15 protein-coding genes are annotated in these 15,135 nt (G+C 71.2%); 9 read left to right on the forward strand and 6 right to left on the reverse strand.

Annotation, left to right across the window (positions count from 1 at the left end):
- Positions 1 to 173 precede the first annotated feature (173 nt).
- Positions 174 to 1,460, forward strand: coding sequence for a family 2 encapsulin nanocompartment cargo protein terpene cyclase (locus AB0M03_RS20395; RefSeq protein ID WP_363492961.1), 1,287 nt, complete (start codon positions 174 to 176; stop codon positions 1,458 to 1,460).
- A gap of 14 nt (positions 1,461 to 1,474) precedes the next feature.
- Positions 1,475 to 2,356 carry a geranyl diphosphate 2-C-methyltransferase gene (locus tag AB0M03_RS20400; RefSeq protein WP_363492962.1) on the forward strand — a complete coding sequence of 294 codons (882 nt, stop codon included), beginning with the start codon at positions 1,475 to 1,477 and terminating at the stop codon, positions 2,354 to 2,356.
- 89 nt (positions 2,357 to 2,445) lie between these two features.
- On the opposite strand, the gene AB0M03_RS20405 is transcribed toward AB0M03_RS20400, so the two are convergent.
- Positions 2,446 to 2,994 carry an NIPSNAP family protein gene (locus AB0M03_RS20405; protein ID WP_363492963.1) on the reverse strand — a complete coding sequence of 183 codons (549 nt, stop codon included), beginning with the start codon at positions 2,992 to 2,994 and terminating at the stop codon, positions 2,446 to 2,448.
- A 56-nt stretch (positions 2,995 to 3,050) separates the two neighbouring features.
- Here AB0M03_RS20405 and AB0M03_RS20410 point away from each other — a divergent pair, with 56 nt between their 5' ends.
- A complete protein-coding gene (locus AB0M03_RS20410; RefSeq protein WP_363492964.1) occupies positions 3,051 to 3,992 on the forward strand; it encodes a WYL domain-containing protein in 942 nt (313 codons plus the stop codon).
- 52 nt (positions 3,993 to 4,044) lie between these two features.
- Here AB0M03_RS20410 and AB0M03_RS20415 read toward each other — a convergent pair whose 3' ends face one another.
- A complete protein-coding gene (locus AB0M03_RS20415; protein ID WP_363492965.1) occupies positions 4,045 to 4,590 on the reverse strand; it encodes a hypothetical protein in 546 nt (181 codons plus the stop codon).
- A gap of 205 nt (positions 4,591 to 4,795) precedes the next feature.
- On the opposite strand from AB0M03_RS20415, the gene AB0M03_RS20420 reads away from it, so the two are divergent.
- The 3 genes from AB0M03_RS20420 to AB0M03_RS20430 are packed head-to-tail and all read left to right on the forward strand — an operon-like array spanning position 4,796 to position 8,435.
- Positions 4,796 to 6,139, forward strand: a complete 1,344-nt coding sequence (locus AB0M03_RS20420) for an NAD(P)-binding domain-containing protein (RefSeq protein WP_363492966.1) — start codon at positions 4,796 to 4,798, stop codon at positions 6,137 to 6,139.
- Positions 6,136 to 7,011 carry an SDR family oxidoreductase gene (locus AB0M03_RS20425; protein ID WP_363492967.1) on the forward strand — a complete coding sequence of 292 codons (876 nt, stop codon included), beginning with the start codon at positions 6,136 to 6,138 and terminating at the stop codon, positions 7,009 to 7,011. The genes AB0M03_RS20420 and AB0M03_RS20425 overlap by 4 nt, the downstream gene beginning before the upstream one ends.
- Complete coding sequence (locus tag AB0M03_RS20430; RefSeq protein ID WP_363492968.1) at positions 7,008 to 8,435, forward strand: aldehyde dehydrogenase family protein; 1,428 nt, start codon at positions 7,008 to 7,010, stop codon at positions 8,433 to 8,435. Before AB0M03_RS20425 ends, AB0M03_RS20430 begins: the two co-directional genes overlap by 4 nt.
- Positions 8,436 to 8,573: 138 nt before the next feature.
- Here AB0M03_RS20430 and AB0M03_RS20435 read toward each other — a convergent pair whose 3' ends face one another.
- Positions 8,574 to 9,662, reverse strand: a complete 1,089-nt coding sequence (locus AB0M03_RS20435; RefSeq protein WP_363492969.1) for an AraC family transcriptional regulator — start codon at positions 9,660 to 9,662, stop codon at positions 8,574 to 8,576.
- 204 nt (positions 9,663 to 9,866) lie between these two features.
- On the opposite strand from AB0M03_RS20435, the gene AB0M03_RS20440 reads away from it, so the two are divergent.
- On the forward strand, positions 9,867 to 11,084 hold the full coding sequence (locus AB0M03_RS20440; RefSeq protein WP_363492970.1) for an MFS transporter: 1,218 nt from the start codon (positions 9,867 to 9,869) through the stop codon (positions 11,082 to 11,084).
- A gap of 85 nt (positions 11,085 to 11,169) precedes the next feature.
- Here AB0M03_RS20440 and AB0M03_RS20445 read toward each other — a convergent pair whose 3' ends face one another.
- From AB0M03_RS20445 to AB0M03_RS20455, 3 genes are all read right to left on the reverse strand, one after another.
- The gene (locus AB0M03_RS20445; RefSeq protein WP_363492971.1) at positions 11,170 to 11,721 is read right to left on the reverse strand and encodes a hypothetical protein; all 552 of its coding nucleotides are present in this window, start codon (positions 11,719 to 11,721) and stop codon (positions 11,170 to 11,172) included.
- Positions 11,718 to 12,059, reverse strand: coding sequence for a hypothetical protein (locus AB0M03_RS20450; protein WP_363492972.1), 342 nt, complete (start codon positions 12,057 to 12,059; stop codon positions 11,718 to 11,720). Before AB0M03_RS20450 ends, AB0M03_RS20445 begins: the two co-directional genes overlap by 4 nt.
- A 233-nt stretch (positions 12,060 to 12,292) precedes the next feature.
- On the reverse strand, positions 12,293 to 12,907 hold the full coding sequence (locus AB0M03_RS20455; protein ID WP_363492973.1) for a dihydrofolate reductase family protein: 615 nt from the start codon (positions 12,905 to 12,907) through the stop codon (positions 12,293 to 12,295).
- A 414-nt stretch (positions 12,908 to 13,321) separates the two neighbouring features.
- Between AB0M03_RS20455 and AB0M03_RS20460 the strand changes: the two genes are divergently transcribed.
- Together AB0M03_RS20460 and AB0M03_RS20465 are read left to right on the forward strand one after the other, a co-directional pair.
- Positions 13,322 to 13,696 (forward strand): helix-turn-helix transcriptional regulator, encoded by a 375-nt coding sequence (locus AB0M03_RS20460; RefSeq protein ID WP_363492974.1) that lies wholly within the window; start codon positions 13,322 to 13,324, stop codon positions 13,694 to 13,696.
- The gene (locus AB0M03_RS20465; protein WP_363492975.1) at positions 13,693 to 15,075 is read left to right on the forward strand and encodes a permease prefix domain 1-containing protein; all 1,383 of its coding nucleotides are present in this window, start codon (positions 13,693 to 13,695) and stop codon (positions 15,073 to 15,075) included. Before AB0M03_RS20460 ends, AB0M03_RS20465 begins: the two co-directional genes overlap by 4 nt.
- Positions 15,076 to 15,135: the final 60 nt, after the last annotated feature.

A 15,135-nucleotide genomic window follows, 5' to 3' on the forward strand; every position in this document is an offset into this window, starting at 1 on the left:
CGTTGCGGCGGTCCGGCGTGCTGTGCGGTGCCGGACCGACATGTCAGGCACGGTCCGGCGCGGCCCGGGCAGGACGGCCCTGGCGCCTGCCGGCAACCGCAGCACGTACCCCCTCGGCCCCGCCCGACGTGCCCGGATCCGAGACGTTCCCACACCTCACCAAGGAGCTACGGATGCCCGTCCCTGCGCCTTCGCCAGGGCAGCCGAGCCTGCCCTCCGCCGTGTCCCGCTTCGGGCCCCCCACCCTCGGCCACAGCGCCGGAGCCCGGAGCGGCAGCCTGCCCGGACCGCCTTCGGTCCTCCCTCCGGCCTCGGGGACCGTACCCGTCCCGGCCGGCGAGCCCGTGCCGCAGAGTGCCGCCCCGGAGCGGACACCGAGCCCCACGCTGCAGCAGATCCTGCGCGGCCCCAGCGGCCTGGGCACGGCGGGGCTGTACCTGTCCCCTCGCGAGTTGCCCTCCGCGCCGGCGGAACCGGCGGCGGGCAGGCCGGTCCCGGGCCTCTACCACCACCCGGTGCCGGAGCCCGACGCCCACCGGGTGGAGGAGGTCAGCCGGAGGATCAAGGCGTGGGCGGTGGACGAGGTCGAGCTGTTCCCCCCTGACTGGGAGGACCAGTTCGACGGGTTCTCCCTGGGCCGCTACATGGTCGCCTGCCATCCCGACGCCCCCACCGTCGACCACCTGATGATCGCCACACGGCTGATGGCGGCCGAGAACGCCCTCGACGACTGCTACTGCGAGGACCACGGCGGCTCGCCCGTCGGCCTCGGCGGCCGCCTGCTGCTGGCCCACACCGCGCTCGACCCCCTCCACACGACGACCGAGTACCAGCCGGACTGGGCGGAGTCGCTCCACGCGGACGCGCCGCGGCGCGCCTACCGCTCGGCCATGCAGTACTTCGTCCAGCAGGCCGGCCACTCGCAGGCCGACCGGTACCGCCACGACATGGCCCGGCTGCACCTGGGGTACCTCGCGGAAGCGGCCTGGGCCGAGACGGACTACGTACCGGAGGTGTGGGAGTACCTGGCGATGCGCCAGTTCAACAACTTCCGCCCCTGCCCCACCATCACCGACACCGTCGGCGGCTACGAACTCCCTGCGGACCTGCACGCCCTGCCCGCCATGCAGCGGGTCATCGCGCTCGCCGGGAACGCGACCACCATCGTCAACGACCTGTACTCGTACACCAAGGAACTCGCCAGCCCCGGCCGGCACCTGAACCTGCCGGTGGTGATCGCCGAGCGTGAGGACTGCTCCGTCCGCGACGCCTACCTGAAGGCCGTCGAGGTCCACAACGACCTGATGCACGCCTTCGAGACCGCGGCCGCCGACCTCGCCGCCGAGGTCCCCCACCCCAGCGCGTTGCGCTTCCTGCGCGGCGTGGCCGCATGGGTCGACGGCAACCACTACTGGCACCAGACCAACACCTACCGCTACAGCCTGCCCGATTTCTGGTAAGAACGGAATCATCTGTGACCAACACTCAGTTCGCCACCGCCACCGCCTCGGCCGTGATCCCGGCCCCGGCGACTCCCTACCAGGGCGACATCGCCCGCTACTGGGATCACGAGGCCCGGCCCGTGAACCTGCGTCTGGGCGACGTCGACGGTCTCTACCACCACCACTACGGCATCGGTGACGTCGACCACGCCGCCCTCGGCGACACCGAGGACAGCACGTACGAGAAGAAGCTGATCGCCGAGCTGCACCGCCTGGAGTCGGCGCAGACCGACGTCCTGCTGGACCACCTCGGGGCCATCGGGGCCGACGGGACCCTCGTGGACGCCGGCTGCGGCCGCGGCGGATCGATGGTCATGGCCCACCAGCGCTTCGGATGCAAGGTCGAGGGCGTCACCCTGTCGGCCAAGCAGGCCGAATTCGCGAACGGACGCGCCCGTGAACTGGGCATCGGCGACCATGTCCGCGCCCGCGTGTGCAACATGCTCGACATGCCCTTCGAGACCGGGCACGTCTCGGCCTCGTGGAACAACGAGTCGAGCATGTACGTCGACCTCCACGACCTCTTCGCCGAGCACTCGCGGATCCTCGGCGCGGGTGGTCGCTACGTGACCATCACCGGCTGTTGGAACCCCCGTTACGGCCAGCCCTCGAAGTGGGTCTCCCAGATCAACGCGCACTTCGAGTGCAACATCCACTCCCGCCGGGAGTACCTGCAGGCCATGGCCGACAACCGTCTCGTCCCGCAGGCCGTCATCGACCTGACCTCGGCGACCCTGCCCTACTGGGAGCTGCGGGCCACGTCCTCGCTGGTCACCGGTATCGAGGAGGCGTTCATCAACTCCTACAAGGACGGCTCGTTCCAGTACCTCCTGATCGCCGCCGACCGCGTCTGAGCACCCTGAGCGCCCCGAGGCCGCTTCCGGCCGGGTGGCGCAGCCTGCTGCGCCACCCGGCCGGGGTCACGCGGCGGATCCGGGCCCGGCTACGTCGTCACGGGTTCCAGCCGCAGCCGCCGGATCGGCCAGGGTGGCGGCTCGGCGGGGCCGAACCAGACCCGGACGTCCTCGCCGGTGCGGACGGGCAGGCGGGGGAAGTCGTTCTCGGCGTGTTCGGTGCGGTGCAACGCGTGGGCCGGGCCGAGGTGTCGACCGGCGTAGGCGTCGAAGGCGGCCGGGTCGGTGGGGTGGCAGACGGTGGCGAGCACTGTGCGGGCGGCCGGTGCGGGGGTGAAGCCGGGGCCGCGCAGGAGGAGGACGTCATCGCTGTCGACCATGGTGGCGTTGGCCGCGTCGCGGTGCTCCCGCCAGACCGGGCCACCGTAGAAGGCCTCCAGCGAGCGGCGTCGACGGGCCATGTCGGGGAAGGCGCGCAGCCAGACGAAGCGGTCCGGGTCGTCGAGGTCGCGGAACCGGCCGCCGACGGTGATGCCGGCCGCCTCCTGACCGGTCACGAACTCGCGCTCGAACAGCTCGATCAGGGTCTCGCGGGCGCCGGGATGCAGGGTGTACCGGCGGAGTTCGACGATGCTCATGCGCCGCAGGCTAGGGGCACTCCCCTGACACCTGCTGTCAGTGGATACTGAGCGGCATGCGTGCGAGTCGGCTGGTCACCCTGCTCCTGCTCCTGCAGAACCGGGGGCGGATGACGGCCGAGCAACTGGCCGAGGAGCTGGAGGTCTCCGTCCGTACCGTCTACCGGGACGTCCAGGCGCTCGCCGCCGCCGGCATCCCGCTGTACGGCGACGCCGGGCACGCGGGCGGCTACCGACTGGTCGACGGGTACCGGACCCGGCTCACCGGGCTGACGGCCGACGAGGCGCAGGCCGCCTTCCTCGCCGCGCTCCCGGGCGCCGCCGCCGAACTCGGCCTCGGCGAGGCGCTCGCCGCCGCCCGGCTCAAGCTGCGGGCCGCCCTTCCGGCGCAGTTGCGCGAGCACGCCGGGCGGATCCAGGAGCGTTTCCTGCTCGACGCCCCCGGCTGGTACGGCGACGCGGACGACACCCCGCACCTCGCCACCGTCGCCGCGGCGGTGTGGGCGCGGCGCGCGGTGGTCCTGCGGTACCGGCGCTGGCGGGCACCGGAGGAGATCGAGCGCCGGGTGGAGCCGTACGGGCTGGTGCTCAAGGCCGGGCGTTGGTACCTGGTCGCCGGCGGGCCGTCCGGGATCCGCACGTACCGCATCGACCAGATCATCGGACTGCGCGAGCTGGAGGAGGAGTTCGCCCTGCCGGACGGGTTCGACCTGGGCACGTACTGGACGGGCTACCTGAAGGACTTCCGGGCCCGGCTGCACACCGGGCAGGCACTGGTACGGCTCACCCCGGAGGGTGCCCGCCGGCTCGGGGTGGCAGGAGCGGGCGACGGCTGGACGGAGGCCCTGGTGCCCATCGAGTCGATCGACCACGCCCACGGGGAATTCCTGCGGCTGGGCACCGACATCGAGGTCGTCGCGCCGGCCGAACTGCGCGACCGCATCGCCGGGACGGTACGGGCCCTGGCCGCCCGCTACGAGGTGCGGAACCGGCGGTGATCGCCAGGCACACGGAGACGAGCGGTCGTCGCGCCGGCCGCCACTCCGAGCCCTACCTGTAATCCCTCTCGAAGCCGAGGGCCTCACAATCGTCCCCGGTCACGGTGTCCGCCCCCTCGCCCTCGAAGCCGGCGTAGCACTCGACTCCGCCCCGGTGGCCGTCTCCCACCACGACGGTGAATACCTTGAGCAGCTTGTCGCCATTCACCCGGACGTGCAGGCCGCTGAAAGGCGCAAAAGGCAGGTTGCACACCTTGCTCCACTGCCGGCCACTCGCAAAGGTGATGACACTGACCCGAACCGGAAAAGCCTCCCGCACCGCGCGTGCACCGGAGGTCCCGCATTCCACGAACCCGAGCGACGCGCACTCCTTCGCGGTGAATTCGTGCCCGTCATCGCCGGCCACGATGCACGTCACGGCGCCGTCGGGATCGTCGACCAGTACCGTGGCAACGTCCAGCACCTCGTAGGCGTCCACGCGAATACCCATGCCGGGGAACGGGGCGAAGGGCAGGTCCAGGTCCCGCATCCACTTCTTGCCTTCCGCCTCGACAACGAGGCGCACCCCGAAGGGGCCGGCCTGATCCCGGCTCCGCATCTTCTCTCCCCACCCTCACCGGCCGTCAGTTGCCGCCCCGGACCACCCGTCTGCGGGCGTTCGGCCGCACAGATGCTAACAAGCACAGGGACGCCAACCGCATGGCCGCTACGGTCCCCCCGGTGGCCGCGCGGGCCAGTTCGCGCTGACCGGCGGGTACGTAGGTTTCCCTCATCGGCGGATCGCGACAGAGGGAGGCGGACCCGTGGAAGACACCCGGTACGACACGTGTGTGATCGGAGCTGGACCTGCTGGACTGGCGGTGGCGCGGGCACTGGCGGAGCGGGACATCCCGTACACGCATGTCGAGCGGCACACGGGCCCAGGGGGTCTGTGGGACATCGACAACCCCGGTGGTCCGATGTACGAGTCGGCCCACTTCATCTCCAGCAAGACCCTCTCGGGCTTCGGCGGGTGGCCGATGCCGGACCACTTCGCCGACTACCCGTCGCACCGTCAGGTCTTCTCCTACCTCACGTCGTTCGCCGACGCGTACGGACTGACGGGCAGGATCGAGTTCGGCACCGAGGTCCGCAGCATCGGGAAGAACGCGGACGGCAGTTGGACGGTGACGCGGGCCGACGGGCGGCAGAGCGTCCACGGGCAGGTCGTGGTGTGCACGGGCTCGCAGTGGCATCCCAACGTCCCCGACCTGCCTGGTCACTTCACCGGTGAGGTACGGCACACGGTCGGTTACCGCAGCGCGGACGAGCTGCGAGGCAAGCGCGTGTTGGTCGTCGGGGCCGGGAACTCGGGCTGCGACATCGCCTGCGACGCGGCCCGGGCCGCCGACCACGCGGTGATCAGCATGCGGCGCGGCTACTGGTTCATCCCCAAGCACCTGTTCGGCCGGCCCGTGGACACGATCGCCCAGAACGGGCCGAAGCTGCCGATGTGGTTGGAGCAGCGGATCTTCGGTGCTCTCCTTCGCGTCATCAACGGCGACCCGCGCCGGCTGGGCCTGCAGAAGCCCGACCACAAGTTGTTCGAGACGCACCCCGCGATCAACTCGATGCTGATCCATCACCTCCAGCACGGGGACATCACGGCCAAGCCGGGGATCGCCCGTACCGAGGGCAGGACGGTGCACTTCACCGACGGCACCCGCGACGACTTCGACCTCATCCTGCTGGCGACCGGATACGTGCACAAGGTGCCGGTCGCACAGCAGTACTTCGGCAGTGAGCAGCACCCCGATCTCTACCTGTCGTCGTTCTCCCGCGAGCACCGAGGGCTGTTCGGCGTCGGCTTCGTGGAGACGAACTCCGGGGCCTACCACCTCTTCGACACCCAGGCGCAGCTGATCGCCGGATTCATCCAGGACACGCAGCGCAAGCTGCCGAGCGCGCAGCGCTTCGCCGACCTGATCCGGAACGACCGTCCGGATCTGTCCGGCGGACTCAAGTTCGTCGCCTCGCCCCGGCACACCGGCTACGTGGACGGCGGGGCCATCGTGAAACACCTGGCCAAGGTGGCCGGCCAGATGGGCTGGCGCACCCATGGCAACCCGCCCTCGGTCTCGGCCCGCCAGCCGGTGGTGCAGTCATGAGCTACGACTTCGGCGACAAAGTCATCCTGGTCACGGGCGGTGCGGGCGGGATCGGCAGTGCCCTGTGCCGCCGGTTCGCCGTCGGCGGCGCGCGGTGCATCGTCGTCGACATCGACGCGGCCCGCGCCGAGCAGGTCGCCGGTGACCTCCCCGGCCCCGGGCACACCGGGCTGGACTGCGACCTGCTGGACCGCGCCGCGGTCCAGCGGCTGTTCGACCAGGTCACCGCCACCTACGGACACCTGGACGTCCTGGTCAACAACGTCGGCATGACCAGCGCCGAACGCTTCGACGTGCGCAGCATCGAGAGCATCGAACGGGAGATCAACCTGAACCTGCTCTCCCCGCTGATCACGACGAGGATCGCCATTCCGCTGCTACGTTCGTCGAGCGACGCCCGGGTGGTCACCACGGTCTCCCTCGGGGGGATCTTCCCGCTGGGCGAGACGCCGATCTACACCGCCTCGAAGTTCGGGCTGCGCGGCGCGATGCTCTCCATCGCTCTCGACCTGCGGGACAAGGGCATCCTGGCCGGGTCGGTGCTGCCGTCCGCCACCGACACCCGGATGCTCCGCCAGGAGGCCGTGGACGGCGGCAACGCCATGCAGTTCCAGGACCCGCCCCAGCAGCCCGCCGACGTCGTGGCCGCAGTGGTGAGTCTGCTGGACAGGCCCCGCCTGGAGGTCTATCCCAAGCCGAGGGAGTCTCTTCTGGTGCGGCTGGCGATGCTGGCCCCGAACCTGCTGCCCAAGGTCTTCCCGCTCTTCCGTGGGCGGGGCGAGCGCGGCATGGCCCGCTACCTGGAGGACCTGCGAAGCCGAGGGCTGGCGCGCCAGGTCGACGGTCACTGGGAACTCGTGGAGGAAGCATGACCGTGACGGATGCGACCGACCAGTCGGTGCTGCGGGTGACCAACCCGGCGACCGGAGAGCTGATCACCGAACTGCCCGCTGCGAACACCCGCCAGGTCGCCGAGGCGGCCGAGCAGGCCCAGCGGGTCTTCGAGAGCGGGTCGTGGTCCCGACGGCCGCCCAGGGAACGGGCATCGGTGCTGCTGCGGCTCGCCGACCTGATGGAACGGGACGCCGAGACGCTGGCCCGCCTGGACAGCGCGGACGCGGGCAAGCCGATCACCGAGTGCCGCACCGGCGACGTGCCCGGTGCGATCGAGTCGATCCGCTGGTTCGCCGAGGCGGCCGACAAGCTCTTCGGCCGTCTCGCCCCCACCGGCCGGGACCACCTCGGGCTGATCAGCCGCGAGCCGGTCGGGGTGGTCGCGGCGATCCTGCCGTGGAACTACCCGCTGGCCATGGCCGCCTGGAAGGTCGGGCCCGCTCTCGCCGCCGGCAACTGCCTCCTGATCAAGCCGGCCGAGGCGACACCGCACTCGGCGCTGCATCTGGCGCGCCTCGCCACCGAGGCCGGTCTGCCGGAAGGAGTGCTCACGGTGCTGCCCGGTCACGGGCCGGTCGCCGGCACGGCTCTGGCCCGCGATCCACTGGTGGGGGCGCTGTCCTTCACCGGCTCCAGCGCCGTGGGGCGCCGTATCCTGACCGACGCGGCGCAGACCAATTTCAAACGCGTCTCGCTGGAGATGGGCGGAAAGAGCCCCCAGATCCTCATGGCCGACGCGCTCGGCTTCGGCGACGAGCTCATCGACGACATGATCGAGGCCGCCTTCCTGACGATGGGTCAGAACTGTACGGCCGGCTCACGCGTTCTGATCCACCAGGACATCGCCGAAGAGGTCCTGGCCCGGTTCGTCGCCGCCGCCGAGTCGCTGGTCATCGGCGACCCCTCCGAGCCGGAGACCCGCATCGGCCCCCTGATCAGCCACGCTGCCCGTGACCGCGTCGCCGGCGCCGTGGATGCCGCCGCCGCGGCCGGCGCGCACATCCACACCGCGGGCCTTCCCGGCGGTCTGCCCGGCGCCGGCGCCTACTATCCGCCCACCATCGTCACCGGAGCCCCCGTCGCCAGCGACGTGCTGACGCAGGAACTCTTCGGACCGGTCGTCACGGTCCAGACCTTCACCACCGAAGCCGAGGCGATCCGCCTGGCCAACGCCACCGAGTACGGGCTCGCAGCCTCCGTGTGGACCCGCGACCTCGATACCGCACTGCGCCTGTCGCGCGACGTCCAGGCCGGCGTGGTCTCCGTGAACGCCTACAGCGAAGGGGACCTCAGCACTCCGTTCGGCGGTTGGAAGCAGTCCGGATTCGGCGGCGCGGAGAAGTCCACCGCGGCCTTCGCCCAGTGGACCAGGGAGAAGACCATCTGGATCCGCACCCGCTGAAAGCCGACCATGACCCACCACCTTGCCCACCCCGTACAGCTGGATGCGCCGGTCGAGGAGCGGCCGAGGCTCGCGGCGTCCTGCATGCCGCGAAGCCGGCCGCCGCGTTCGCCGCGCACGCCACCGCCGTCGGCCTGCTCACCTCCCGCTGACGCCGCCGGGCTCCTCGGGCCGCTCGAACCGCCTGCGCAACTCCAGCGGGGCCACGCCGTGCCAGCGGCGCACGGCGCGACGAAGGGCGCGTTCGTCGGAGAAACCGGCCTGGTGCGCGACATCGCGCAAGGTCGGTTCCGAACGCCGCAGCAGCTGTTCGACCCGTTCGCGTCGTACCCCGTCGACGATCGCCTCGTAGGTGGTGCCGCAGTCGGCCAGGCGCCGGCGCAGGGTGCGCTCGCTGGCCGCGTGCCGGCGCGCCTGCTCGGCGAAGGACGGCACCGACGGGAGGCCCTGCGCGATCGAGACCTCCAGTACTTCGAGCAGCTCCTGCTGGTCGCGACGGGCAGCCACCTGAGCGTCCAACAGCTCGAGCACCGAGGCGAGGATGACCGGGTCGCGGCCCGGCATCACGGTGCGAGCCCACGCCGGATGGACGACGTAGCGGTTGTCCTGCGCCCCGAAGCCCACCGGGCAGGCGAACAGGTCGCTGAAAGGGGTGATGTCACGCGGGGCGTGATGGACGAACGCGACCCGGCTCGGCGCGAAGGCCGGGCCGACGATCAGGCGGGTCAGCGTGACGACACTGGAGAACGCCTCCTCGGTCAGGAAGACACCCACTCCCGGGTCGAGGGCGGGGTCGGGCAGCCTCGCCCGCAGCACGAAGCCGTCCTCCTCCGCCCCCGCCGACCAGACCGTCATCGCTCCGGACAGGTTCTGGTACTTCACTCCGGTCTTGATCGCGTGCTCCAGGGTGTCGCAGGCCATCAGCGCGAAGCCGAGCAGTCCCCACGCGGTCAGGTGCTGCGCCGAGCCCACCCGCAGGCCCAGACGTTCGTCCCCGGTCAGCTCCAGTGCGCGGCGGATGACAGTGCTGCCCTGGCGGTAGGAGACCCGCAGGGCGGCGGACCGCATCACGGCCTCCTCCAGGCCGACCCGGGCCAGTTCGGGCCGCAGGTCGACACCGTCCTCGCCGGCGACCACCGAGAGGGAGCGCAGGATGTTCGGCGGAATGGTCGCCGAGGTGCTGCGGCTGGTTCCCGGCGGACTCGCCGGGCCGGGGGTATCGGGCATTGCGGTCTCTCCCACCAGGGCCTGGACGGGGCCAGTGGGACCACTGTAGACGGGCGGACACCGCCGGTTCGCGTGGTGGCCGCTGGAGTCCGCCGCCTGGCCCCCGACGCCCTGACTCCGGCCCGATCCGCTCCGTACGGTTGCGGCAATCCGATCCATCGAGATGCGCCGGCGCCCGTCGAGCGCCCGGCAGTCAGGCGCGCCATGACTCTCTTCCTGCAGGCTGCGGTGCCGGCGGACGACCGGCGAAGAGGCCCGCTCGCGGGCGCCCGACGAGTCACGGCAACCGCGTTCGCCGCCCAGGGCGCCGCCGTGGCGGCGGTGTTCACCACTGTGCCGGGCGTCCAGCAGCATCTCGGGCTGTCGTCGCTGGTGACCACTGTGCTGATGGTCACCGTCGCACTCGCCGCAGGCGCCGGCAGCTTCGCCGGGTTGGCTGCGATCCGCCGTGCGGGCGCGGTCGCCGCCATGCGCTGCGCCGTTGTGGCGACCGCCGCCGCCCTGCTGCTGATCGGGTGGGCGCCCGGTCAGGCAAGCGTCACCGTCGCCTACCTGCTGTTCGGAACGGCCCTGGGCGGCATCGACGTCTCCGTGAACACCCGGGCCACGGCGGTCGAGCGTGCGTACGGGCGCAGCATCTTCTCGTCGTTCTACGCCCTCTGGAGCGTGGGGGGCGTCGCCTCGGCCCTCCTGACGGCGGGCATGGCTCGCCTCGGCAGGCCGCCCGAGCAGATCCTGACCGCTCAGGCCGCCCTCGTTCTCGCTCTCGCCCTGACCATCCGCTCCCACCCGATTGCGGACACGGCGGCATCCGGCGCACCGTCCGGGATCGCCGCTGTGCCGCTCGGCCGGAGGACGTGGGCCGAGCTCGTCCCGTTCGGCCTGGTCCTCCTCGTCGCGTACGTCATCGACTCCACGGTCTCGGCCTGGTCGACCGTCTACCTCCACCAGGTCCTCGCCGCCTCCTTGCCGACGGCTCCCCTGGCCTACGCGGCGTACCAGGCGGGCACCGTCACCGGACGGGCCTGCGCCGACCACCTGATCCGCAGGACGGGGCCGGCCGCGGTGATCCGCGCCGCCGCGCTGGTCACCGCCACCGCCCTGGCCGCGCTCGCCGGGGCTCCCGGCTGGCCGTACGCGATCGCGGCAGCCGGGTTCGTGGGCCTGGGCGTCTCCGCGTTCACCCCGCTGTGTCTCGCCACCGCCGGAAAGCTGCAACCGGATGCCGCCGAAGCCGTCCTCGCCCGCCTGAACCTCTTCAACTACCTGGGCGTCCTCAGCGGGGCCGCCGCAAGCGGGCTCATCGGCTCCAGCGGCCACTTCCGCCTCGCATTCGCGATCCCCGCGGTCCTGGCCCTCCTGCCGCTGGTCATCGCTCGTACTTTCGGCCACGACGCCCGACTCCGCCCAGGGCCTCGATGAAGCGCAGGGCGGCCGATCCGGAGTTGGCGACGAACATGCGGCGTTCCGGTTCGTCCATCTCGTCGTCGCCGCCCGGCGCGTCCCGTCAGGCCGCGAGATCCACCCCCGTGGTGGCGCCGGCGAGTGCGGCCCAGACCACCTCGGGGTGTTTGATGTCGCTGTGCGCGCCGGCGAACGGCGACTGGTCCGCCTTGATGACCTCGTCGCCGCGCAGCCGGTAGAAGTGCCCGGACCGGAGCGGGTACGGCTCTCCGGCGGGCCTGAGGTCGAACTGCTCGGCACCGCCCTGCTGGAAGCCGTCGTGGCCCATCCCGCCCCAGCGGTAGGTCAGGTCGGAGGCGGCCTGGTCGTCCTCGTTGTTGAGCATCGAGGCCGCCGGGTACCACCAGCCGACCACCCCGCCGCGGTTCTTCATCTCGTAGTAGCTGGCGGTGCGCAGCGCCTCCCGGGCGCCGTGCCAGAGCACCTTGAACGGGTTGGGGAAGCCCTGGGCGTCGCCCTGCTCGCTCGCCAGCCCGGCCAGCGCGCTGAACACTTCGCCGGTGGGCTTGTCCAGCACCGCCTGCGGCCCCTGGTCCTCGCCGGCCAGCGGCGGGGAGGTGACCAGACCGCCGATCAGTCGGTGGCAGTTCGTCAACTGCTCGGCTTCCTCCGGTTGTTGCTCCAGAAGCGTGGTGATCTCGGCCAGTTTGGCCTGCTCCGCCGGTGCGAAGGCAGGTAGCTGGCGGCGACCCGGATCGGCTGCGGCCGGCCGGGGAAGACCCGCTGGTACAGGCCGAGGAAGGCGGTTCGGGTCTGCTCGGTGTCCGGGTCCCGGGTGAGGTCCACCTCGACCAGGACCGGGCTGCGGTCCTCGTCGTCGATCGGCACCACCCGGCTGCGCTGCTCTCCGGAACCCGGTTTGAGCGCCGGGCTGACCTGACTCCGGATCGCCCCGGGCGGCGGGAGGGATTCGCTCCCCGGCACGGGCTTCATCCTGGGCACCTCCGGTGGCGGCGTACGGTACCCCTGGCTCCACCATGCGCCTGCCTGCCCGGCCTGTCATCTGCGCTCGCCCCGCAGCGCCTCCCGCGGTAGCCGGCCGAGTGGTTACGGCAAGTCACAACTGCGGGTCGGCTCCTGCTGCTCGGGAGCCCGGCGGGCTGCGAAGTGCCCCGGATGTGCGAAGCCCCGCGGCATCGAGGCGGAGGCCGCCGTCGAAGACGTCGTCAGAGGACTTCGTAGGTCAGATGCGTCGCGGTCGATGTTGCGATGACGCTCTGCTGCACCAGCGCACGCGGCACCGCGTCGACGAGCAGCGGTGTGCCGGCGCCCAGCACGACGGGTGCCAGGTGCAGCGACAGCGTGTCGACCAGTCCGGCGTCGAGCGCCGAGCGGATCAACTCGCCGCCGCCCATGAGGACGACGTCCAGGTCCTTGCCGCTGCTCGCCGAAGCCGCTTCGGCGCGATCGCGCGCGGCGGAGACGGCGTCGGCCAGGCCGGTGGTGACGAACGTCCAGTCGAGGTCGCCGAGGCGCACCGACCCCGGTGGCGAGCTGGTCACGACGACGAATGCGGGTTTGCCGACCACGCCTGCACCGTAACCGGTCTCGTCGTCCCAGCCGTTCGGCCCGTCGACCAGGTCGAAGAGCCGACGGCCGAGGACGACGGCGCCCGAGCGGTCGGTCGCCTCGCGCAGAAGGCGGCGGTCTTCGGGGTCGTCGGAGAATGCCCAGGTGTGCAGTGCCTCGCCACCGGTGCCCAGCCCGTTGGCCGGACCGGGGTCGGGCCCGGTGACGAACCCGTCGAGGGAAACCGAAATGTCGGCGATGATTCGAGTCATGTCCGGGTGGGTCCGATCCGCTGCCTGAACTCTTCACTCATGCATGGAGTATGTTCCCCGCCCCGCGCAATCCTCGACAGCCACGCTCAGCCGCTGATGCGGAGACAGCCCGATGGCCCCGCAGGTCAACGGCCCCGCCCCTGCAAGATCCGATGAGAGACGGGACAGCGGGGCGCCAGGGCCGGCTCCTCCGGCAAGAGCGCGGTCTCCGGTCGGGGCGCGGCCCCTGGCCGCTCGTGCCCGCACTCGAGGCCCGCGCGGGCAACCACACCCGGCTCCGGGTCGCCCGGGAGCCCCCGAACGACCCGGCCGGGCATCGTCCACCGGGCGACTCGTGGACAATCCGGCCCCGCGCGGGCACAATACCTGGACCTTCTATGCATCACAGTTCTAGGTATGGGGAGGAGGGGACTGGTGAAGGTCACCAAGGATCTCGTGGCCGCGTCGGCGACGCCGATCGTGCTGGGCATTCTGGCCGAGGGGGAGAGCTACGGCTACGCCATCCTCAAACGGATCGGCGAGCTGTCCGGCGGACAGCTGGACTGGACCGAGGGGCTGCTCTACCCGCTGCTGCACCGGCTCGAGCGTCTCGGACACGTGGAGTCGAACTGGCAGTCGACCCCGGGTGAACGGCGGCGCAAGTACTACCGCATCACCGACAGCGGCCTGGCCGAGCTCGCCGAGCAGCGCCGCCAGTGGGACACGGTCGTGGAGGCGCTCAGGAGGGTCTGGCCCGGCCCCGGCGATTTGAGGGCATTCACGGCGATCCCCTTGGGAGGCGAGGCATGACGTTGTCGGACGAGCAGGACGAGCAGGACGAGCTGGAGGCCCAGTTCGCCCAGTGGCGTCACTACGTGGGCCGCCGCCCCGAGCTGCGGCACTCCGACGTCGAGGAGCTCGAGGACCATCTCCGCGGCTCCGTCGACGGGCTCATCGCCGTCGGCCTGCGCCCCGACGAGGCGTTCCTGGTCGCGGTGAAGCGCATGGGCGGTCTGGACGAGCTGTCCCGCGAGTTCGCCAGGGAGCATTCCGAGCGGTTGTGGAAGCAACTGGTGCTGACCGGCGGGACCGACGGCCCGTCGGCGGACGGCCGTCGGCGGCGCGATCTGCTCGCGGTGGTCGTCTGCGCGGCGGGCGCGGCAGCATCCGTCAAGCTGCCCGGCCTGTTCGGCTTGAGCCTCTACGAGGACGGCGCGTTCTACCTGCGCAACCTCGGCCTGTTCGCGCTGCCGTGGCTGGCGGCCCTGCTGGCCTGGCGCCGTCAGGCCGGGCCGGTCCTGGTCGGGACGCTGCTGGCACTGTTCGCGCTCGGCGCCGCGGCGGCCAACGCCTATCCGCTCGCGGACGACTCCCAGTCGGCCGTCCTGACCGGAATCCACGTCCCCATCGCCCTGTGGTTCGTGGTCGGTCTGGCCTATGTGGCTGACGAGGTGCGGTCGTCACGCCGACGAATGGACTTCATCCGCTTCACCGGCGAATGGTTCGTCTACCTCTCCCTCCTCGCCTGCGGCGGCGTGGTGCTGATCCTGATGATTTCCGGGACCTTCAAGGCCATCGGGATCGCCCCCGGGGAGTTCATCGGGCAGTGGCTCGTGCCGTGCGGCGGTGTGGCCGCGGTAGTGGTGGCCGGGTGGCTCGTCGAGGCCAAGCAGAGCGTCGTCGAGAACATGGCCCCGGTGCTCGCGCGGCTGTTCACTCCGCTGTTCACCGCGGTGCTGCTGGCCTTCATCGTTGCCTTCGGCTGGTCCGGCACCGGTATCGACGTCGAGCGGACGGCGCTGATCCTGTTCGACGTCGTGCTGGTCGTGGTGCTGGGACTGCTGCTCTACTCGTTCTCCGCCCGCGATCCGGAGGCTCCCCCGGGCCTGTTCGAGAAGGTGCAGCTCGCCCTGGTGGTCAGCGCGCTCGTCATCGACGTGCTGGTGCTGCTGGCCATCACCGGGCGCATCACCGAGTACGGCACCACACCCAACAAGGCTGCGGCGCTCGGAGAGAACGTCATCCTGCTGGCCAACCTCGCCTGGTCCGCGTGGCTGCTCCTGGGCTTCGTCCGCCGCCGCACGCCGTTCACGGCGCTCGAGCGCTGGCAGACCGGTTACCTCCCGGTCTACGCCGCATGGGCCTGGATCGTGGCCCTGGTCTTCCCCCCGCTGTTCAACTACCTCTGACCTCCATCCGTCGTGACGGCCCAACGGTTCTTCCGGTGGGCCGTCACTGCTGTTCGGGCC

Origin of the sequence: Kitasatospora sp. NPDC051914 (genome assembly GCF_040680995.1) — a bacterium.
Classification (GTDB): domain Bacteria; phylum Actinomycetota; class Actinomycetes; order Streptomycetales; family Streptomycetaceae; genus Kitasatospora.

Excerpts from the sequence above, each read along its gene's own strand:
- AB0M03_RS20395 (WP_363492961.1), top strand. The coding sequence starts at position 174 with ATGCCCGTCCCTGCGCCTTCGCCAGGGCAGCCGAGCCTGCCCTCCGCC.
- AB0M03_RS20405 (WP_363492963.1), bottom strand. The coding sequence starts at position 2,994 with ATGAGCATCGTCGAACTCCGCCGGTACACCCTGCATCCCGGCGCCCGC.
- AB0M03_RS20410 (WP_363492964.1), top strand. The coding sequence starts at position 3,051 with ATGCGTGCGAGTCGGCTGGTCACCCTGCTCCTGCTCCTGCAGAACCGG.
- AB0M03_RS20415 (WP_363492965.1), bottom strand. The coding sequence starts at position 4,590 with ATGCGGAGCCGGGATCAGGCCGGCCCCTTCGGGGTGCGCCTCGTTGTC.
- AB0M03_RS20425 (WP_363492967.1), top strand. The coding sequence starts at position 6,136 with ATGAGCTACGACTTCGGCGACAAAGTCATCCTGGTCACGGGCGGTGCG.
- AB0M03_RS20430 (WP_363492968.1), top strand. The coding sequence starts at position 7,008 with ATGACCGTGACGGATGCGACCGACCAGTCGGTGCTGCGGGTGACCAAC.
- AB0M03_RS20435 (WP_363492969.1), bottom strand. The coding sequence starts at position 9,662 with ATGCCCGATACCCCCGGCCCGGCGAGTCCGCCGGGAACCAGCCGCAGC.
- AB0M03_RS20440 (WP_363492970.1), top strand. The coding sequence starts at position 9,867 with ATGACTCTCTTCCTGCAGGCTGCGGTGCCGGCGGACGACCGGCGAAGA.
- AB0M03_RS20450 (WP_363492972.1), bottom strand. The coding sequence starts at position 12,059 with ATGAAGCCCGTGCCGGGGAGCGAATCCCTCCCGCCGCCCGGGGCGATC.
- AB0M03_RS20455 (WP_363492973.1), bottom strand. The coding sequence starts at position 12,907 with ATGACTCGAATCATCGCCGACATTTCGGTTTCCCTCGACGGGTTCGTC.
- AB0M03_RS20465 (WP_363492975.1), top strand. The coding sequence starts at position 13,693 with ATGACGTTGTCGGACGAGCAGGACGAGCAGGACGAGCTGGAGGCCCAG.